Source organism: Lysinibacillus sp. NPDC096418, from assembly GCF_044762775.1.
Classification (GTDB): domain Bacteria; phylum Bacillota; class Bacilli; order Bacillales_A; family Planococcaceae; genus Lysinibacillus.
Window position 1 is genome coordinate 266157 of the sequence record NZ_JBIWEY010000002.1, and the last position, 18016, is coordinate 284172.

General features: G+C 36.2%; 19 protein-coding genes and 1 other annotated feature. Of the genes, 13 read left to right on the top strand and 6 right to left on the bottom strand.

From position 1 onward, the window contains the following. Positions 1–7: 7 nt before the first annotated feature. From ACIQZG_RS03815 to ACIQZG_RS03830, 4 genes are all read left to right on the top strand, one after another. Entirely contained in the window at positions 8–922 is a 915-nt protein-coding gene (locus ACIQZG_RS03815; protein ID WP_402753838.1) for an alpha/beta fold hydrolase, read from the top strand. Next, entirely contained in the window at positions 912–1796 is an 885-nt protein-coding gene (miaA, locus tag ACIQZG_RS03820; protein ID WP_402753839.1) for a tRNA (adenosine(37)-N6)-dimethylallyltransferase MiaA, read from the top strand. The genes ACIQZG_RS03815 and miaA overlap by 11 nt, the downstream gene beginning before the upstream one ends. Before the next feature lie 77 nt (positions 1797–1873). Further along, complete coding sequence (hfq, locus tag ACIQZG_RS03825) at positions 1874–2095, top strand: RNA chaperone Hfq (RefSeq protein ID WP_402753840.1); 222 nt, start codon at positions 1874–1876, stop codon at positions 2093–2095. Between the two features lie 104 nt (positions 2096–2199). Continuing rightward, a complete protein-coding gene (locus ACIQZG_RS03830) occupies positions 2200–2502 on the top strand; it encodes a rhodanese-like domain-containing protein (RefSeq protein ID WP_402753841.1) in 303 nt (100 codons plus the stop codon). A 103-nt stretch (positions 2503–2605) separates the two neighbouring features. Here ACIQZG_RS03830 and ACIQZG_RS03835 read toward each other — a convergent pair whose 3' ends face one another. Then, complete coding sequence (locus ACIQZG_RS03835) at positions 2606–3211, bottom strand: trimeric intracellular cation channel family protein (RefSeq protein WP_402753842.1); 606 nt, start codon at positions 3209–3211, stop codon at positions 2606–2608. A gap of 145 nt (positions 3212–3356) precedes the next feature. Here ACIQZG_RS03835 and ACIQZG_RS03840 point away from each other — a divergent pair, with 145 nt between their 5' ends. From ACIQZG_RS03840 to ACIQZG_RS03870, 7 genes are all read left to right on the top strand, one after another. After that, the gene (locus ACIQZG_RS03840) at positions 3357–4607 is read left to right on the top strand and encodes a methionine gamma-lyase family protein (protein ID WP_402753843.1); all 1251 of its coding nucleotides are present in this window, start codon (positions 3357–3359) and stop codon (positions 4605–4607) included. A 158-nt stretch (positions 4608–4765) separates the two neighbouring features. Next, positions 4766–5140, top strand: a complete 375-nt coding sequence (locus tag ACIQZG_RS03845) for a MerR family transcriptional regulator (RefSeq protein WP_402753844.1) — start codon at positions 4766–4768, stop codon at positions 5138–5140. A 119-nt stretch (positions 5141–5259) separates the two neighbouring features. After that, positions 5260–6594, top strand: a complete 1335-nt coding sequence (gene glnA, locus ACIQZG_RS03850; protein ID WP_402753845.1) for a type I glutamate--ammonia ligase — start codon at positions 5260–5262, stop codon at positions 6592–6594. Between the two features lie 144 nt (positions 6595–6738). Continuing rightward, positions 6739–6969, top strand: coding sequence for a PepSY domain-containing protein (locus ACIQZG_RS03855; protein WP_402753846.1), 231 nt, complete (start codon positions 6739–6741; stop codon positions 6967–6969). Positions 6970–7665: 696 nt separating this feature from the next. Beyond that, on the top strand, positions 7666–7869 hold the full coding sequence (locus tag ACIQZG_RS03860) for a cold-shock protein (protein WP_038187584.1): 204 nt from the start codon (positions 7666–7668) through the stop codon (positions 7867–7869). A 508-nt stretch (positions 7870–8377) separates the two neighbouring features. Then, on the top strand, positions 8378–8797 hold the full coding sequence (locus ACIQZG_RS03865; RefSeq protein ID WP_402753847.1) for a MarR family winged helix-turn-helix transcriptional regulator: 420 nt from the start codon (positions 8378–8380) through the stop codon (positions 8795–8797). A 152-nt stretch (positions 8798–8949) separates the two neighbouring features. Further along, on the top strand, positions 8950–9762 hold the full coding sequence (locus ACIQZG_RS03870; RefSeq protein ID WP_402753848.1) for a DUF4097 family beta strand repeat-containing protein: 813 nt from the start codon (positions 8950–8952) through the stop codon (positions 9760–9762). Positions 9763–9896: 134 nt separating this feature from the next. Here the strand turns inward: ACIQZG_RS03870 and ACIQZG_RS03875 are convergent, their stop codons facing one another. The 3 genes from ACIQZG_RS03875 to ACIQZG_RS03885 all read right to left on the bottom strand — a co-directional run bounded on the left by ACIQZG_RS03875 (position 9897) and on the right by ACIQZG_RS03885 (position 13103). Next, a complete protein-coding gene (locus ACIQZG_RS03875) occupies positions 9897–10277 on the bottom strand; it encodes a GtrA family protein (RefSeq protein WP_402753849.1) in 381 nt (126 codons plus the stop codon). Positions 10278–10281: 4 nt separating this feature from the next. Continuing rightward, on the bottom strand, positions 10282–11217 hold the full coding sequence (locus tag ACIQZG_RS03880; protein WP_402753850.1) for a glycosyltransferase family 2 protein: 936 nt from the start codon (positions 11215–11217) through the stop codon (positions 10282–10284). Positions 11218–11561: 344 nt separating this feature from the next. Further along, positions 11562–13103, bottom strand: coding sequence for a glucosyltransferase domain-containing protein (locus ACIQZG_RS03885; RefSeq protein WP_402753851.1), 1542 nt, complete (start codon positions 13101–13103; stop codon positions 11562–11564). Positions 13104–13708: 605 nt separating this feature from the next. On the opposite strand from ACIQZG_RS03885, the gene ACIQZG_RS03890 reads away from it, so the two are divergent. After that, positions 13709–14431, top strand: a complete 723-nt coding sequence (locus tag ACIQZG_RS03890; protein ID WP_402753916.1) for an SDR family NAD(P)-dependent oxidoreductase — start codon at positions 13709–13711, stop codon at positions 14429–14431. An 86-nt stretch (positions 14432–14517) separates the two neighbouring features. On the opposite strand, the gene ACIQZG_RS03895 is transcribed toward ACIQZG_RS03890, so the two are convergent. Continuing rightward, positions 14518–15879, bottom strand: coding sequence for a sodium-dependent transporter (locus ACIQZG_RS03895; protein WP_402753917.1), 1362 nt, complete (start codon positions 15877–15879; stop codon positions 14518–14520). 73 nt (positions 15880–15952) lie between these two features. Continuing rightward, positions 15953–16180: a binding site (T-box leader), on the bottom strand. Positions 16181–16348: 168 nt separating this feature from the next. Continuing rightward, positions 16349–16876, bottom strand: a complete 528-nt coding sequence (locus ACIQZG_RS03900) for a dihydrofolate reductase family protein (RefSeq protein ID WP_402753852.1) — start codon at positions 16874–16876, stop codon at positions 16349–16351. Positions 16877–16991: 115 nt separating this feature from the next. Here ACIQZG_RS03900 and ACIQZG_RS03905 point away from each other — a divergent pair, with 115 nt between their 5' ends. After that, the gene (locus ACIQZG_RS03905; RefSeq protein ID WP_402753853.1) at positions 16992–17936 is read left to right on the top strand and encodes a helix-turn-helix transcriptional regulator; all 945 of its coding nucleotides are present in this window, start codon (positions 16992–16994) and stop codon (positions 17934–17936) included. Positions 17937–18016: the final 80 nt, after the last annotated feature.

The window sequence follows — 18016 nt, forward strand, 5'->3', positions numbered from 1 at the left end:
AAATCAGATGGAGCAACTAAGACAAATGTCGGACGGACATGTGGTATTTACAAATCAGTTTGATCCTGTTGGAACGTGTATTGGCCATATTCACATTTTACACGGCATGGCAGAGCATAGTGGACGCTATGAGAAATTCGCACGGGAGTTAAGTGCAGTCGGTTATGTTGTGACGATGCATGATCATAGAGGGCACGGCAAAACAGCGTTGCGCAATGGCAAGCTAGGTTTTTTCGCTGAACAGGACGGCTTTGCTCGTGTTGTAGAAGATGTCTATGAAATTGTTAGCGCGATGCATGCGCCATATGCAGATGTACCACTGATTTTGTTTGGTCATAGTATGGGGTCCTTTATTACGAGACGGTATATTCAATTGTATGGAGAGACGGTAGATCGTGTAATTTTATGTGGTGCAGGGGCAGTCTCGACTTTACATAAAGTTGGTCATTATGTGGCACTTGCTTTAGCGAAGCAGTACGGAAAAGATGTGGAGAGCCCACTATTAAATGAATTAAGTTTCGGTAGCTTCAATAAGCAATTCCCATCGCCAAAAACAGCATACGATTGGCTGTGTTCTTCAGAAGTCGAGGTGCAAAAATATATCGATGATCCATATTGTGGCTTTATACCGACAAACCAGTTTTTTGCTGATTTGACAGAAGGATTTATGGCGCTGAATCGAAAAAAAGAGATTGAAAAAATAAAGAAAAACTTACCGATTTTATTGATTAGTGGCAGTAAAGACCCAGTTGGAGAGCAAGGTGCCGGTGTGTACCGTGTGGCTGAGCAATATCATGAAGCAGGGTTAGAAGATGTTACTGTTTATTTGTTTGAAGATAAGAGACATGAAATTTTAAACGAAGATAATCGACAAGCGGTTTATCAAGTACTTTTACGGTGGTTAAATAAATATGATACATGACAAAATAACACAAGCCGAAGTTGTAGCGATTGTTGGTCCTACAGCTTCCGGTAAGACAGCACTTAGCATTGACTTGGCTAAAAAATACAATGGTGAAATTATTAATGGCGATTCTATGCAGATTTACAAAGGGTTAGATATTGGAACAGCTAAAATTACTGAAGAAGAAATGGAAGGTGTGCCCCATCATTTGCTTAGCTTTTTAGAGCCGACCGATTCCTTTTCAGTTGCCGACTATCAAAAATTAGTAAGAGCGAAAATTAAAGAAATTCAATTGCATGGGAAACTACCAATCCTCGTAGGAGGCACTGGTCTTTATGTTCAAGCGGTGCTATTTGATTTTCAGTTTACAGAGGAACAAGTCGACGACGAAGCGCGTAAAGCCTATTATGCGGAACTAGAGAAATTAGGACCAGAGGCAATGCATGCAAAACTAGCAACACTTGATCCAAAAACAGCAGAGACGATACATCCAAATAATACGCGCCGTGTCATTCGAGCATTAGAGATGATCGAATTAAGTGGGATTTCGAAAGCATCAGAAGCTCAAAATCGAGGGGAGATTCCGCTTTATAATCATCTAATCATCGGACTTGGACAAAATATGGATCGCGAAGAATTATATGATCGCATTAATCGCCGAGTAGATATCATGATGGAAAAAGGATTATTGGAAGAGGTAAAGGGCTTATGGCAGCGAAATATCCGTGGAGTCCAGTCTATTCAAGCGATTGGTTACAAGGAATTGTACGAGTATTTAGATGGTAAATGCTCGCTTGAAGAGGCGATAGAAAATCTCAAGCAGAACTCTCGAAGATATGCTAAGCGTCAGCTTACATATTTCCGTAATAAAATGGACGTACAATTTTTATAAAAATGTAATTACTAATTTGGTAATATATGTTAGTATAGAGTGGGTATATAGAAAGATAAGTCGAGGGGGAGCATTCATTGAAAACGATTAATTTGCAAGATACGTTCTTAAATCAGTTACGTAAAAACAATATCTTTGTTACAGTATTCCTTTTAAATGGTTTCCAGCTAAAAGGGAATGTGAAATCCTATGATAACTTCACCGTACTGCTTGTAGATGCTGATGGTAAACAACATCTTATTTACAAACACGCTATTTCTACTTTTGCCCCAACAAAGCAAGTGGAACTAACAGAATAAGAGAAATTAAGGCGTAAAATTTTCCGGCTAGTGTTCTGCACTAGCTGTTTTTTTTTGTTCACGTTATAATTAAGACGAGATGGAAATATTGGAGGAAAATACACATGAAATCAATGGAAGTAACAGCACTGTTAGATTTACTAGATACGAATGAAGATTTATACATTATTGACGTGCGCGAAGACGATGAAGTCGCACAAGGCATGATTCCGGGTGCAAAGCATATTGCACTTGGCACAATCCCAGATCGCTTAGATGAATTAGATGCATCAAAACCTTACATCGTAGTATGTAAAGCTGGTGCTCGCTCTGCTAATGCATGTGCTTTCTTAGAAGCGCAAGGCTTTGACGTAACAAACCTTGAAGGCGGCATGCTTGCTTATGATGGCGAGTTAGAATTTAAATAATTATTTTGGAGCCCTCACCTTGTGCGAGGGCTTTTCGTTTGTCGAATAGGCGTGATAATAGCGGTCATTATCTCTGCAAATTATTCAGAGTCCTTTATCTGCATTAAGCTCGGTTTAATTTCCGTAAAGGCAAACGCCATTTTCGCGTATAAGAAAGAATCCTCAGTGCTGTGATGACAGCAAATAATACATATAAAAAGATATCCCCGGATAATAGTTCAAGGCCAATCATTAACCCCGCAATGGCTGCCCACACACCGTAAATTTCATCTCGGAGGACAAGTGGCTTTCGACCTGCTAACACATCACGTACAATACCACCACCAGAGCCAGTCAAAACTGCCGCAACGATGACTGCACTAAGCGGCATATCAAGTTTTACTGCATATAGAGCACCTTGAATGGCAAAAGCTGATAAACCAATAGCGTCGGTAAAACTCCCCCAGCGATGCCAGTGCTGAATAAGGCGATGTGGAAATAAGAAAAACAATGTAATTGCTGCAATGGCAATTTGAAACATCATATCCTGTCCCCACAACGTTGTCACAGGTAGTCCGATAAGTAAATTACGAATAGCCCCTCCACCGAAAGCGGTTACAATTCCAAGTATATAAACACCGAATAAATCGTATTCTTCCTCCATCGCTATTATTGCCCCGGAAATCGCGAAGGCAATTGTACCGATGATGCTAAAAACTTCCCAAGCCATTACATTCACTCCTATTCGAGAATAATAATGCATAAGTATGCATTTAGATTAGCGCATCTAGCAAACGGAAACAATAGCAAGTTTTGCAGGCTCGCCAACAAATTGATAAGATAAGGAGGAACAAATCGAAACGGAGACGAAAAGTATGACTTTTACAACAAATTTAACAGAAGAAACGTTGGCTCTTGCCACACAAATAGAGGAAAAGGTGAGACCATTTCATGCGAAAGTTGAGGAAATGGCGTTTTTTAATCAGCAAAAAGTGCTAGCGGCTTTCAAAACTCATCAGGTGAGTGATTACCATCTGCACCCATCAAATGGCTATGGTTATGATGATGAGGGGCGTGACAATCTTGAGCGCGTCTATGCAGAAGTTTTTGGGGCAGAGGCGGCAATTGTACGTCCACAAATAATTTCTGGTACACATGCAATTACACTAAGTCTATTTGGTGTTTTGCGACCAGGAGACGAGCTACTATATATTACAGGGAAGCCATATGATACGCTGCAATCGATTGTCGATGGTGGTGATAAGGATACGGGTTCATTAAAAGATTATAAAATTGGCTATAGCCATGTAAATCTAATCGATAATAAGGACATTGACTGGGAAGGTGTAAACGCTGCGATTACGCCGAACACAAAAATGATTGCGATCCAGCGTTCGAAGGGGTATGCAACACGACCTTCATTCACAATTGAACAGATTAAAGAAATGTGTACGAAGATTCGAGCACTTGCACCAGGGGCAGTTATTTTTGTGGATAACTGCTACGGTGAATTTGTTGAAGCGCAGGAACCGACAGAAGTTGGAGCCGATTTAATAGCGGGCTCACTAATTAAAAACCCAGGTGGTGGGCTAGCGAAAATTGGTGGTTATATTGCAGGTCGCGCCGATTTAGTGGAAAAATGTGCGTACCGTATGACGTCACCGGGCATTGGTGCTGAAGCAGGAGCAACCTTAAATACATTGGGCGATTTCTATCAAGGCTTCTTCCTAGCGCCACATGTTGTATCACAGGCGTTAAAAGGAGCAATTTTCACATCAGCTATGCTAGAGGAAATAGGAATGAGCACGTCGCCAAGCTATGCGGAGCACCGTACAGATTTAATCCAATCGGTATCATTCCAAACTGCGGATCAGATGATTGCATTTTGTCGCGAGATTCAAGCGAATTCTCCGATTAATGCGCACTATGCGCCAGAGCCTGCGTACATGCCAGGCTATGAGGATGACGTGATTATGGCAGCGGGTACGTTTATTCAGGGCTCAAGTATTGAGTTAACAGCAGATGGCCCGATTCGTCCGCCATTTACAGCGTTTATTCAAGGTGGATTAACGTACGAGCATGTTAAATTTGCGATTTGTAGTGCCGTACAAAAGATAAAAAAATAAGTATAAAAAAACTGTCCGAAGCATAAATTTGGACAGTTTTTTTCATAGTATTGTCTAACATGAAAAAATTCTGAAAAAAGCATGTTAGGAAACCTTACATCTACGTTGACAGTAAAATTTTTTCGTTGTATGATAAGCGGGTATTGGAGGGGACTTAAATGAGTCGTGAAATTAGACGAAATATGCCGTTATTATCTATGAGTATCGTGATGCAATTGACCGAGCTTTCTGCGCGACAAATTCGTTATTATGAAGAACACCATTTAATTGAGCCGCACCGAACAGAAGGAAATCGTCGTATGTTTTCTTTAAATGACGTTGATATTCTTCTTGAAATCAAAGAATATTTGGAGCAGGGTATGAATATAGCGAAAATTAAGAAGATTTTTGCTAAAAAGCAAGATCCTGTCGTAGTTGAAGAAACAAATTTAAGCGATACTGAACTACGTCGTGTTATGCGTGAAGAGATGCGTCAAGCACAGCGTATGCAAAAATCGTCCATCCGACAAGGTGATTTATCTCGATTCTATTAGTGTCTAGGTAAAAGTGCCATACCCTCGAGGTCGCTGGGTATGAATGTGCACTTCTATGCTTTTCTTAATAGATTCGGGTAATGATATAAGCTAGACAATTTATAGGAGTGTGGAAAACTGTGGGTAAATACACAAAAGAGGACATTAAGCGTCTAATCGAAGAAAAACATGTTAACTTTATTCGTCTACAATTTACAGATATTCTTGGCACAATCAAAAACGTTGAAATTCCTGTAAGCCAACTAGACAAAGCACTAGACAACAAAATGATGTTTGACGGCTCATCTATTGAAGGTTTCGTTCGTATCGAAGAATCAGATATGTATTTATTCCCTGATTTAGATTCTTTCGTAGTGTTCCCTTGGACTTCTGAAAAAGGGAAAGTAGCACGTTTTATCTGTGACGTTTACACTGCAAAAGGCGAACCGTTCGCAGGTGACCCACGTAATAACTTAAAACGTATTCTAAAGAAAATGGAAGATATGGGCTTCACAAGCTTCAACTTAGGGCCTGAGCCAGAGTTCTTCTTATTCAAACTAGATGCAAAAGGCGAGCCAACTTTAGAAGTAAATGACCACGGTGGTTACTTCGACTTAGCACCGACTGACCTTGGTGAAAACTGCCGCCGCGATATCGTGTTAGAGCTAGAAGAAATGGGCTTCGAAATTGAAGCATCTCACCATGAAGTAGCACCTGGTCAACACGAAATTGACTTTAAATATGCAGATGCAATCACAGCTTGTGATAACATCCAAACATTCAAATTAGTTGTCAAAACTATTGCTCGCAAACACGGCTTACACGCAACATTTATGCCAAAACCGTTATTCGGCGAAGCTGGTTCTGGTATGCACTTCAACGTTTCTTTATTCAATGGTAAAGAAAATGCATTTTACGATGAATCAACAGAACTAGGTCTTTCTGAAACAGCTATGCAGTTCATGGCGGGTGTTCTTGCACACGTACAAGGCTTCACAGCTGTTACAAACCCAACAGTTAACTCTTATAAACGCTTAGTACCTGGTTATGAAGCGCCATGTTACGTAGCATGGTCTGCTCAAAACCGTTCACCACTTATTCGTATTCCATCTGCACGCGGCCTTTCAACTCGTGTTGAAGTACGTTCAGTGGACCCAGCAGCGAACCCATACTTAGCAATGGCTGTTATTTTAGAAGCGGGCCTTGAAGGGATCCGTCAAAGATTAACACCACCTGCTGCGATTAACCGCAACATCTATGTAATGTCTGAGGAAGAGCGCCAAGCAAATGGTATCGAAAACTTACCACCTGCACTTGATGACGCTTTAGCATTACTTGCAAAAGACAAAGTGGCGCAAGAAGCTCTAGGCGAGCACATCTATGCGAACTTTAAAGAAGCTAAAGAAATCGAGTTCGACATGTACCGCACAACAGTACATCAATGGGAACGCGACCAATATTTAAAAATGTATTAATCAAAAGCGTTGGGGCTACTAGGCTCCAACGCTTTTCTTTTTTCTATTAATTTGTATATGTCGATAAATTAATCGGAGAAGAGGCAAGTAATTTTCATTTTACATACTATTAGGACATGTATTTAGAATGAGGAAGATATCTTTATGGTTAATCAAATGCCTTCATATAGTCAACGAATTTCTCTCCAACAAGTAATGCAAGTTGCTGTACAAAGAGTACCAGGTCAAATCATACACTATGGACTGGATATGGAAAATGGCGTTTTAGTGTATGAAATCTTTATTTTGACACCTCAAAACAGGATATATGAAGTTGAAGTTAATGCGAAAACGGAAACCATTCGTAAAGTTGAAGAGGGAAATGATTTCGATTGAGCATGATTAAAGTTCCCTAAAAGCAAAATGTGTCCTAAATTATGTTTTTATCTACTTTATAAGAATAATGACTATGCTATTTTTTTTTATTTGCTCACATTTCGATTATTAGAAGTAACGGGTAATGCGTTTTCTATCAGGTAGATGACACCATAAGCAGCATCCGAATATTTCAACTCCTATCTTGTTAAAGGTTTGCTTCAGGACAGTGAAAAGTAGTTAATGCATTAACCAAGGATCGTAATAAGGTACCTACACTAGAAAAAATAAGAAAAGACAGAATCTTAAAAATAGCTTCTGTCGTTCCGTTTCGATAGTAATATTTATTTTAATCCGGGACCAATCTTGGAATCACTGGTTTCTATCATATAAATACTTTCGTTAGCTCATCAAAATATAGTTTACCTTATTGAATACCTGTATCAACTTCTTAATGATGTCTTCTAATAGTTTCTAAAGTGCAGTAGTGGTATTTTCTTACCTCAATAATTGGTGGAAGTTAATAAGTACGTTTTTGCACTAGACAAATAGTATTTTATAGTATATAATGAAATTAATAAGATCGTTTGCAAGGAAACATTGAATTCACATATTACAAAGAGTAATCGTGTTTTGTTCGATACTTTTTGTAATATGTGAATTTTTTCTTTTGAAAAAAGATGATATTATTTAATACAATTAATGGAGGTCATTTAAATGACACAACAAGGTACAGTAAAATGGTTTAATGCAGAAAAAGGTTTCGGATTCATCGAAGTAGAAGGCGGAAACGACGTATTCGCTCACTTCTCAGCTATCCAAGGTGAAGGTTTCAAATCACTTGACGAAGGTCAAAAAGTTGAATTCTCAGTAGAAGACGGTCAACGTGGCCCACAAGCTACAAACATCGTAAAACTTTAATCTTTAATGATGTAATCATAAAAAGAGGTATCCTTTTCATAAGGATGCCTCTTTTTTGTTCAACTTACTTCACAAACAGAGTAGGTAAGTTTAATTAACGACTAAATCGCCAATATATATTGTTTATTTGATAATATATAATTACTATATATTTTAGGCTCTACACTAAAATCTGTATTTGACGGCATCAACTATAGGCGAACGCTTTCCAGAGAGAGAGCTTTGAGCAGCTAGGGGTAACCAATGTTTTATGTAGCGAAAGCGAAGCGTCTGTTACAAGATGTTAGTCATGAAGGCTTGTGCTGCTGTCGCTTTGCTTTCGCGCAGATAAATTGCCACAGGACGTGACGTTTTTAGCATTCGTGGCTCCTGCAGGTTCTCTAATTGCTAAGGTGTCACCACCTTCCGTTCCATGTGTTTCCCTATATTGGCGGTTACTCTAAATCAAGCACATATTTTGGGATGGTCTATATTTAAAACTGTAAATTAATAATAAAGGATGATGATCATGGATAAAAATAAGGATGATTCAGTTCGAGCTTTAATGGAGGAAATGTTTAATGTTCAAATTAAATCCGAAAATTTCGTGACAGTACTTACTCGTGATGAAGACCTTTCTGAGAATTTAGTTCTTTTATTGCTGAGATTGAGATTATTTGGTTTTTTAAAAATTACCGATGTTTCTGATGCATTTCTCTTAACACCTGGAGCTGCAACTAATATGTGCGATAAACTTGAGGGACTTGATTTCATTGAACGAGTAAGGCTAAAAGATGATAGAAGAGTGGTAAGAGTCACACTAACAAAAAAAGGAGAAGAGAGAGTAGATGAAATATTTTCGAAATTTTCGATCGAAAAATTAGAGAGTATTACAAATTATTTATCAGAAATAAATGGCTTATTAAAAAAAATAGAAAAAATTATTTGAAACAGATCATAAATAGATCTGTTTTTTTTTGAAAATATTGACACGAATGCAGAAGTGGATATATATTGTAATTACTAAATGTTTTAGTTATTAAAACATTTATATATTAAAACATTTATATATTAAAACATTTAAGGTGTGAGGGGAGAAGTATGTGGAGAAAAAAGCTTATTTGGGGAGGAATCATTTTAATGTCATTATTAATTTTAGGTTCATTGAACAATTTTAAAAGTCATTTTGAATTTCAATCAAACATAAAGCAAGTAAAAAGTATAATGGTTAATGCGGATCTTTCTAACATCAAAGTAATTAGCGAGCATTCAGATTTATCTATTGAATATCAAGGTGAAAAAAGTATATTTGGAGAACCAAACATTGATATCACGTATAGCAATAACAAAGCCACTATAAATGTAGTTACAATTGATAAGGGGTGGAAGAAAATTCTACCTGGTAAAAGAAACAGAGGGAATATAGTTTTAAATATACCACCACGATATTTGGATGAAATGCAATTAGGAACGAAAAATGGGAATATTGATGTGAATCAAATTGCTGAAATTAGTCAGCTATCTCTTATTGCTGATACAGGTACGATTAGATTGAATAGTTTTCAAGGTGGGCTTTTAAATGTTAAAGCGGGGAATGGTTCTATTTATTTGGGAGAGGTAGAGGGACAAATAAATATTATAAATAAAGTTGGAAGTTTAAAGGATTTAGTTCTCAAAGGTGTTCAAGGAGAAAATAAAATTAAAATCTCCAATGGCAGTGTAAAAGTCAAATTACCGAATGACACTACTAATATAGGACTAAACATTTCGACAAAAAATGGTGATATTAAAGATAATGAAAGTAAATTGGCCATCGTAAAAAAGGGTGCAGGTAAAGCAATCGTAAATGAGGTACCTAATAGTGACGCTAAAATAAATATATCTGTTTCTGTCGGAAATATAGAAATTGATTAATGTTTTTTGAGGTGTTTCCTTAGATACTAATTAGCTTATAGGAATAGAGTACTGACAATTACAATATACAATTTAATTGCAACAATCAGTACTAATCTGAAAATGGATTTGAATAAATGTTTGCCGCACCAACTTTATTTCTTTAATATTTTTTTTGAGATCATAAAGGTAAATGGAATCGCTGCAAATGAAGCAATTAGAGGTGATATTGTTTCATTCAATTTAAGTAAATCAACTAGAATGTAAACGCCAAACGTAGTTACTGTTAGGTTGACGACATACGTCATTGGGAATTGTATAAATTTTTTCCACGTTGGTTTCGTACGATACGTAAAATAAGAATTCAGAAAGAACGAACCGACCATGCTTATTAAAAACGCTAAAATATGTGAAATCATATAGTTGAGATGACCTACATGCAAAAATAGTAAATACAAAACGAAATAATTCCCAGTATTCACAACCCCGACGATAATGAATCGTAATATTTCTATATTAAAAAACTTCTTCAACATTCATTTAATCCTCACTATCGATCATTTCAGAAGTTTTTTGAATGATATAATGTGGTCGTTTCTTTACTTCGTAGTAGATACGACCAATATATTCACCAACAATGCCCATGAAAAATAATTGGAGTCCACCAATAAGTAAGATAGATGCGATTGTCGTGAAGTAACCTGGTACATCTACTCCGTAAATAACAATTCGTATTAGCATAAAGAGTACATATAAAATATCAAAAAAGGTAACGATTAATCCAAAATAAATTGCAATTCGTAATGGTTTATTATTAAAAGAAATGACACCATCAATACCGTAATTCAATAGGCGCTTAAAAGACCATTTACTGTCCCCATTTTCACGCACAACATTGTCATATTCAATAATATATTCATTAAAACCAATCCAAGAAAATAAGCCTTTTGAAAAACGATTAAATTCTTTTAGTTGTAGTAAGTTATCAACTGCTTTTCTAGTCAAAAGCCTAAAATCTCCGATACCATCCGTTAGTTCCACATCAACAAGAGAATTAATAATTTTATAATATATTCTTGTGAAAAGTGAGCGTGAAAAAGCTTCTCCGTTACGATTCCTTTTTGCAATGACCTGATCATAACCAAGCTCGGCTTTTTCAATCATTTCAAGAATTAAAGATGGTGGATGCTGTAAGTCTGCATCCATGAGGATAACATTATTACCCTTTGCATAAGTAATACCTGCAAGCATAGCAGCCTCTTTGCCGAAATTTTTACTAAATGACACGAAACGAACTCTGCTATCTTTACTTGATAAACTATCCATTATTTGTTGCGTCTTATCTTTACTACCATCATTAATTAAAATTAATTCGTAAGAAAAATTGCAATCACGTAGCGTTTCCCGGATCGTTATATAAAATTTTTCTAATGTCTGTTCCTCGTTATAGCAGGGAACAACAATTGACAGTCTCATAATGCACCCACCTATATATCAGTAGAAAATTATTGAATTTTAATTAGAGAACAGTTTATACTTGAAACTTTCTTTACCTTAAAAGAAAGAAACTCACAAAGACTATGCTATTGTGAGTTTCACCATCATACGATCAAAGAATTCAATTGTACCTAATGTTTTCCGCGCAAACTAAATGATTATAAGTTTCCAGCCGGAACAAAAAATCAGCACCATGTCCTAAGGCTACTGCAATCATTCTAAGAAGGGACTGTTCTAAAAAAAAAGTTTTTTTGATTTTCACCATATAATAAGGCAGTTATTCTGCTTAAAAAGACTAATTCGGAAGCCCCTTTTCAAATTTTTTAGTGAAATTTAATCATTACAATATCATCAAAGACACGTATTGAATCTTTTGCAGGCCATTCACCCATTTCTTCAAACTCTTTCGTCTGATAAATGGCTTGCATCTCTTCTTCTGATGCAGCATCAATACGATAACCAAGGAAATTTTCTAGCATTGATTTGTAATGATATGAAGCAGTTAAAACGGTATCTCCCATTGCACCAGTCATAATGGGAATACTTTGAGGCAATATCTCAAAGGCCAGCTTAGTTTTCATCGGAACTCGTCCTGAAACAGCAATTTTTTTAATATCTTTATAATCGTCTAATTGCTCGATACGGGTTAAAACACGTGACCCTAGATTTAATGATTTTTCAAAACGTAACTCCATATTGAAATAAGAAATATTGGCAATTAAACTAAAATTAAATATGGATAAACCTAATACGAAGACTACCATCCAGGCCATAGCTTTTTCAAACATAGCAGGCTTTAGCTCGTCTAATGCTTCATAATAGAGTGCTAAAAATATATAGGTTGTGCTGATGCTAAAGACCATCAGCATATGATAACCAACATCAGGAGAGATGAAAAATAAAATGTAATAGCTAATTGGCAATGTACAAATGAGAATTACCAGAGCAAGCATTTGACTTACTTTTTTATACAATTTTTTTTTAAAAATCCATATAGGTAATATAATTGCGATTAAGACGAAAATGACCGCATTTAATATCTCAAAAAAATTGAATTGATTGGATGTTGTATAACTATAGAAGAAGAAACCTTTAAGTTGTTGAAATATTAAAGGGAGCTTATTTGGGAAATCACCCAGAGACACTGCCCCAACCTTATCTAAACCTTGGTAGTTTGTAATTGCTCCCCCGAATACATTTGTATAGAGTTTGTACACCACAAAATAAAAACTCATACCAACTGTACCCATCAGACCAAAACGACCAACTAGTTGCCACAAGTACTTGTTTTGAATTGAGGTAAATAGAATACAATATATGAGATATAAAGTGATGAATGCCATTGCAATCGACAAATTTGCTTGGTAAATACCAACTGCTAGCCCCATTAGAATAGCCCCAACTAAAAATCCAAATTTATATTGTCGTGTTAATACAATAGCTAGCATCGTTAATAAAATGCCAAGCATATAACCATCAGCGGTATATAAATATGCAAACGTCGAAGAAACACTTGGAAATGCTACGATTAATCCTGCCACAATTATGATTGAAAACTTCTTTTTTAAGTTAAATAAAATGACTACACAAACAGCTGACAATGCTAAAAAAAGAATCGATAATAGCCCAATCACCCATGGTAAATCAAAAAATGTACTCATTCCACTTGCGGGGCCTAAGAAGAATCGACCCGAGACCAATTTTGCTTGTGTATTATAAATATTTATCATGCCATCATGATTAGGTAATCGATTTAAAAATACATAGGCATGTGTCAAAAATCCTATGATAATTGCAGAGAAAAACGCTAACCACCACTCTGGCTTAATGTAATTTTTCATTTTTACTAAAAATTGTTCTGGCATTTTGACCTCCAAAAAAGATTTCTCATTCATTTTATAAAAATATAAAAATTTATATCAATAATAGCCCTACACTAAAATCAGTACTTGACAGCACATTAATCTGCAGGCGGACGCTTTCTAGGGGCGAACCTTGAGCAGTTTCGTTGGCTCCTACCGCTATGCTTTCGTCGCAAAACACTGTTTCGATGTACTCCTGCAGGGTCTCAAGCTGCTCGCTAATCCCCCAGGATTCGCTGCCCTTCTTTCCATGTACTTACATATAGCAATGTTTACTCTAAATCAAGCATATATAAAGGCGATAATCCACGGGTTATTTGAATCTCATTTGGCATTGTATCTTCTTTTAGTATAGACTTTGTAATATACTGTAAACCCATATGTTCAAAAATAACTGGGCGTGGGGAACTTAAACCCGATTCGACTTTTTTATAATTTAGTTTGAATAACCTTCTGTTTAGGTGATAACGCGAACTTGCTGACACTTCCGTTTAAAGAGATATTTACTTTTACAAAAAGTGTATTTATAGAAAGGTAGGTTGTTTGTAATTTTAAAACATTAGTGATAATATTCAGATAAATGTTGTGGTTAGAAAGGGTTGGTTCAAATCGGGAAAAAATACATTGTATTTGGGGCTAGTAAAGGGCTAGGTGACGCATTTGTTAAAGGTTTACCGAATGCTGGAGACCAGGTGTGGATTGTCTCTAGAAGCAGGCCTAATAGCTTAGACTTAAATGATGGCGTTCAGCGGATATGGTTGGAAGCCGATTTATCACAGCAAAATAATAGATACATAATTACTGAAGCTCTTCAAAATGAAAGAATAGATGTACTAATTTATAATGTCGGAGTTTGGGAAAAGGAAGGGTTTGAGGATCATTACGACTTTGAACTAGATGAACCAGAAGAGATTGCTTCAATAATTAATATAAATCTTACATCAACAATAACCTTTATCCAAGCCTTGTTACCTAATATAAGAAGGTCTGAAAGTGGGAAGATCATTTTGATTGGATCAACTGCAGGGTTAGATCATACAAATAATTCTCAAGTGTCTTTCGTAACTTCTAAATTTGGACTACGTGGGATTACAAATGCTCTACGCGAACATGTTAGGAAAGATAAAATTGCTGTGACTTGCATTAATCCAGGTGAACTAGCTGCCGAAATCCCGTTTGAAGAAGGTGCTGAAAAAGCTATTTCTGAATATAACGGCACACGCATACCGGTCCAAGACATTGTCTCTCTAGTCAAATGTGTTGTGAGTTTATCAAACGTTGCATGTGTCAAAGAGATTAATGTCCCAGCCATCACAGACCTAAACGCTTGATGAGTAAAAAAGTGCTGAAGCTAAGCAGAGTCTCTGCTAGCTTCAGCACTTTTTATTTGTGCACTTAAATAGTGGGTGGTTTCATCCTAAAAAAGTGCAGTAATTTTATCAAGTATGCCTGTAATATCAAGGAATACAATGAAGATGACTAGAGGAATAATATACCTCATAATGAAGAACCAAATATTAAAGGCAGTGGCTCCAAAACGTGAATGTTGTAATAGTTCCTCTCGCAAAGTGCTTTTTTTAATTTTCAGTGGTACGAAAATAGAGATTAAGAATACACCAAGTGGCATTAAAATATTACTCACTAAATAATCAGCTGAGTCAAAAATGCTCTTCGAGAAGATAAAAATATCTGCAAAAACACTATACGATAATGCAGAAGGAACGCCTACTGCAAAGATTAAAGCACCAATAATATAGGCATATTTTGTACGCTGTTCTTCTTTGCCTTTTACGATAGAAGCTACAATAATTTCTAACATTGAAAAGGCAGAAGTTAATGTGGCGAATAAGAATAACGCTAAAAATCCTAATAAGAAAGCTTCACCAAAAATAATTTGATCAAATACAGCAGGTAATACAACAAACAGTAGACCTGGTCCTTCAGCTGGTTCTAAACCTAGTGAAAAGACAGCTGGGAAGATGGCTAAACCTGCTAGTAAAGCAATGAATAGATTCATTGAAACAATCGAAATAGCTGGCTGAATTAAGCTTTCTTTTTTCGAAAGGTATGAACTATACGTTACCATTACGGATACGCCGACGCTTAAAGAGAAGAAAGCTTGGCCCATCGCAAACAAAACACTTTCTGATGTGATGTTTGAGAAATCTGGTGCTAAAAAGAATTTCACTCCTTCCATCGCGTTATCGAGTGTAAGTGAGCGAATGATTAGAGCAAAAAATAATATGAATAATGCAGGCATTAAAATTTTATTAACTTTTTCAATGCCATTTTGAATTCCTTTTGCTACAACTAGAACGGTGAAAGCTAAAAATACAAATTGCGCGCCAATAACCAACATAGGGTTTCCAATCGTAGCGTTAAAGACAGAGGCATAATCTGCACCGTCTCTGATGATGCCACCGAATAAACCTTTGGTGAAGTAAATAAGGATCCATCCGCCAATTACACTATAAAAGGATAATAATAGGAAACAAGTGAAAACCCCTAACTTCCCAATCCAATGCCAATTCGTATTTGGCGCTAATGTACGATAAGCACTAACAGCTTCCTTTTGTGTACTTCTACCAATAATAAACTCTGCTAATAACAACGGAAAACCAATAAATAAAGAGAATAAAATAAATAGCAGGAAGAATGCCCCGCCTCCACTTACGCCAGTTACATAGGGAAGCTTCCAAATTGCGCCTACTCCTATGGCCGATCCAGCAGCAGATAAAATAAAACCAATTTTCGATGACCATTGCTGTGATGTTTGAATGCTAATCAATCCAATCTATTTTAGTATTTCTTGTCTCAATAAAAAGACAAACAACCACGTCTCTATCTGTAACGATAGGGACGTGGTTGTTCACGCGGTACCACCCTAATTGGAAACAAAACATGTTTCCCACTTGTTAAAGTAACGGTTTAATCCGTTTTCATACCACTTGTTCTAAGATGTAGTATAAAAAAAGCTCGAAGAATGAAATTCACACAGATCTTTGTATCAGTTTCCACCAACCACTGATTCTCTGCCAACAGGGAGATCTGGCTTAATATGTTCTTGTCATCGCTCATTCGATATTTAGAATAATAATCGAAATTATAGTATGATAATACCTCGAGGTCAAGTCCTTTTTCAGAATTTAATATTATTTGACAAAGTTACCACGATCAGTTTCCTACATACAACAGATACTGAGCCGTATTTATTATGTTGATTATAAATCAGGAAGACTGTCAAATAACTAACATTTTTTTGCCTTATAATGCAGTTCTACAAACTGTCCATAACGCTTCGTATTGACTAATTCTAAGTTTATTTGTGGATTATTTTCTTTAAATAAAGGAATACCAGATCCTAAAATATGAGGTGTGACCGTAATAATATATTCATCTATTAAATTTTCTTTTACAAAAGCATCGAGTATTCCAGAGCCACCAACCATCCATATTTTAGCTCCTTGTTGTTCTTTTAACTTTTTGGTAAACGCTACGACATTTACATTCACAAAATCCACGTAATCTGTTGAGCCTTGTTCAGAAGTAGTAAAGACATAATTTTTCTTATCAGGATAAGGAAAATCAACTGCATGTTCCATCACATAGTCATATGTTCTTTTTCCCATAATCGTCGTATCTATCGTGTCATACATCGCTGTATAGCCGTTGTCACCTTCGCCTTCAACTTCTTCTAACCATTGCAGGTCATCATCTTCCTTTGCGATATATCCATCTAAACTAACACCAATATATAAAATTACTTCACGTGTCATAAACTTGTCTCCTTTTATTTTAGAATAGCCCTCATTGATAAAATTAGAAGGTATACACTATACTAACCGTAAAACATGACAACTAATGACATGATTAAGGAGGAAGGTGAGAAAAATGTCAAAGGCAAAGCGTTTATTAGATATACTCGTGTTTGTGAATGCGAAAAGGAAGTTTACAGCAGAGGAATTAGCAGATGAATTTAATATATCCATCCGTACAGTTCATCGATATATCTTAGATTTAAGTGAGATGGGTTTACCTATATACGCGGAGCAAGGTCGAAACGGGGGATATACAGTATTACCAAATAGACTACTGCCACCAATTTTATTTACGGAAGAAGAAGCGGTCGCGATCTTTTTTGCATTCCAATCACTTAGTTACTATCGAAACTTACCTTTTGATGCAGAAATCAGCTCTGTTGCCCAAAAATTATATAGCTCATTACCAGGCGACGCCAAAATGAAAATTGATAAAATGCGTTCTTATGTCACCTTTTGGAGCCCTAAAAGATTCATTGAGACACCGCTATTAAAAGAGGTTTTAGAGGCTGCAATCGAAACAAAAAACTTACACATTCAATATGAATCACAATCTGGGTTAACTACAAAACATATTCGACCAATTGGTGTCTATGCCCATGATGGATTATGGTATTTACCTGCATATGATTATCGTAAGCAAAAAATTTTATTGTATCGTGTAGACCGCATCCATGCCATTCTATCAACCGAAAAAAATGATGATGTATTCATGAATTTAGAACAATGGTTTGATTCGAGTGAAGTACATAAGCCTATTCGGTTGCATGTTCAGCTGACAATGGAAGGGGTACGTCAATGTAAATGCGACCCTAGTTTTGAAGAGTTAATTGTAACAAACGAAGATGGAAGTGGATACATTGATTCAGATATTGATGAAGGAGAGATTCGATTTATTACGCCATTATTTTATAGATTGGGCACACACGCACGCATTATAGAGCCACAGGTATTGATAGACGGTTTGCGTAAACAAGCAAAAGAAGTTTTAGCGATGTATCAAAATGAACAGACATAATTAAAAGATGACATGTCTATTGTGTTGAAGTAATCATAAATTAAAAAAGACTAACCTAGGATAGTATGTTTTTTGATATA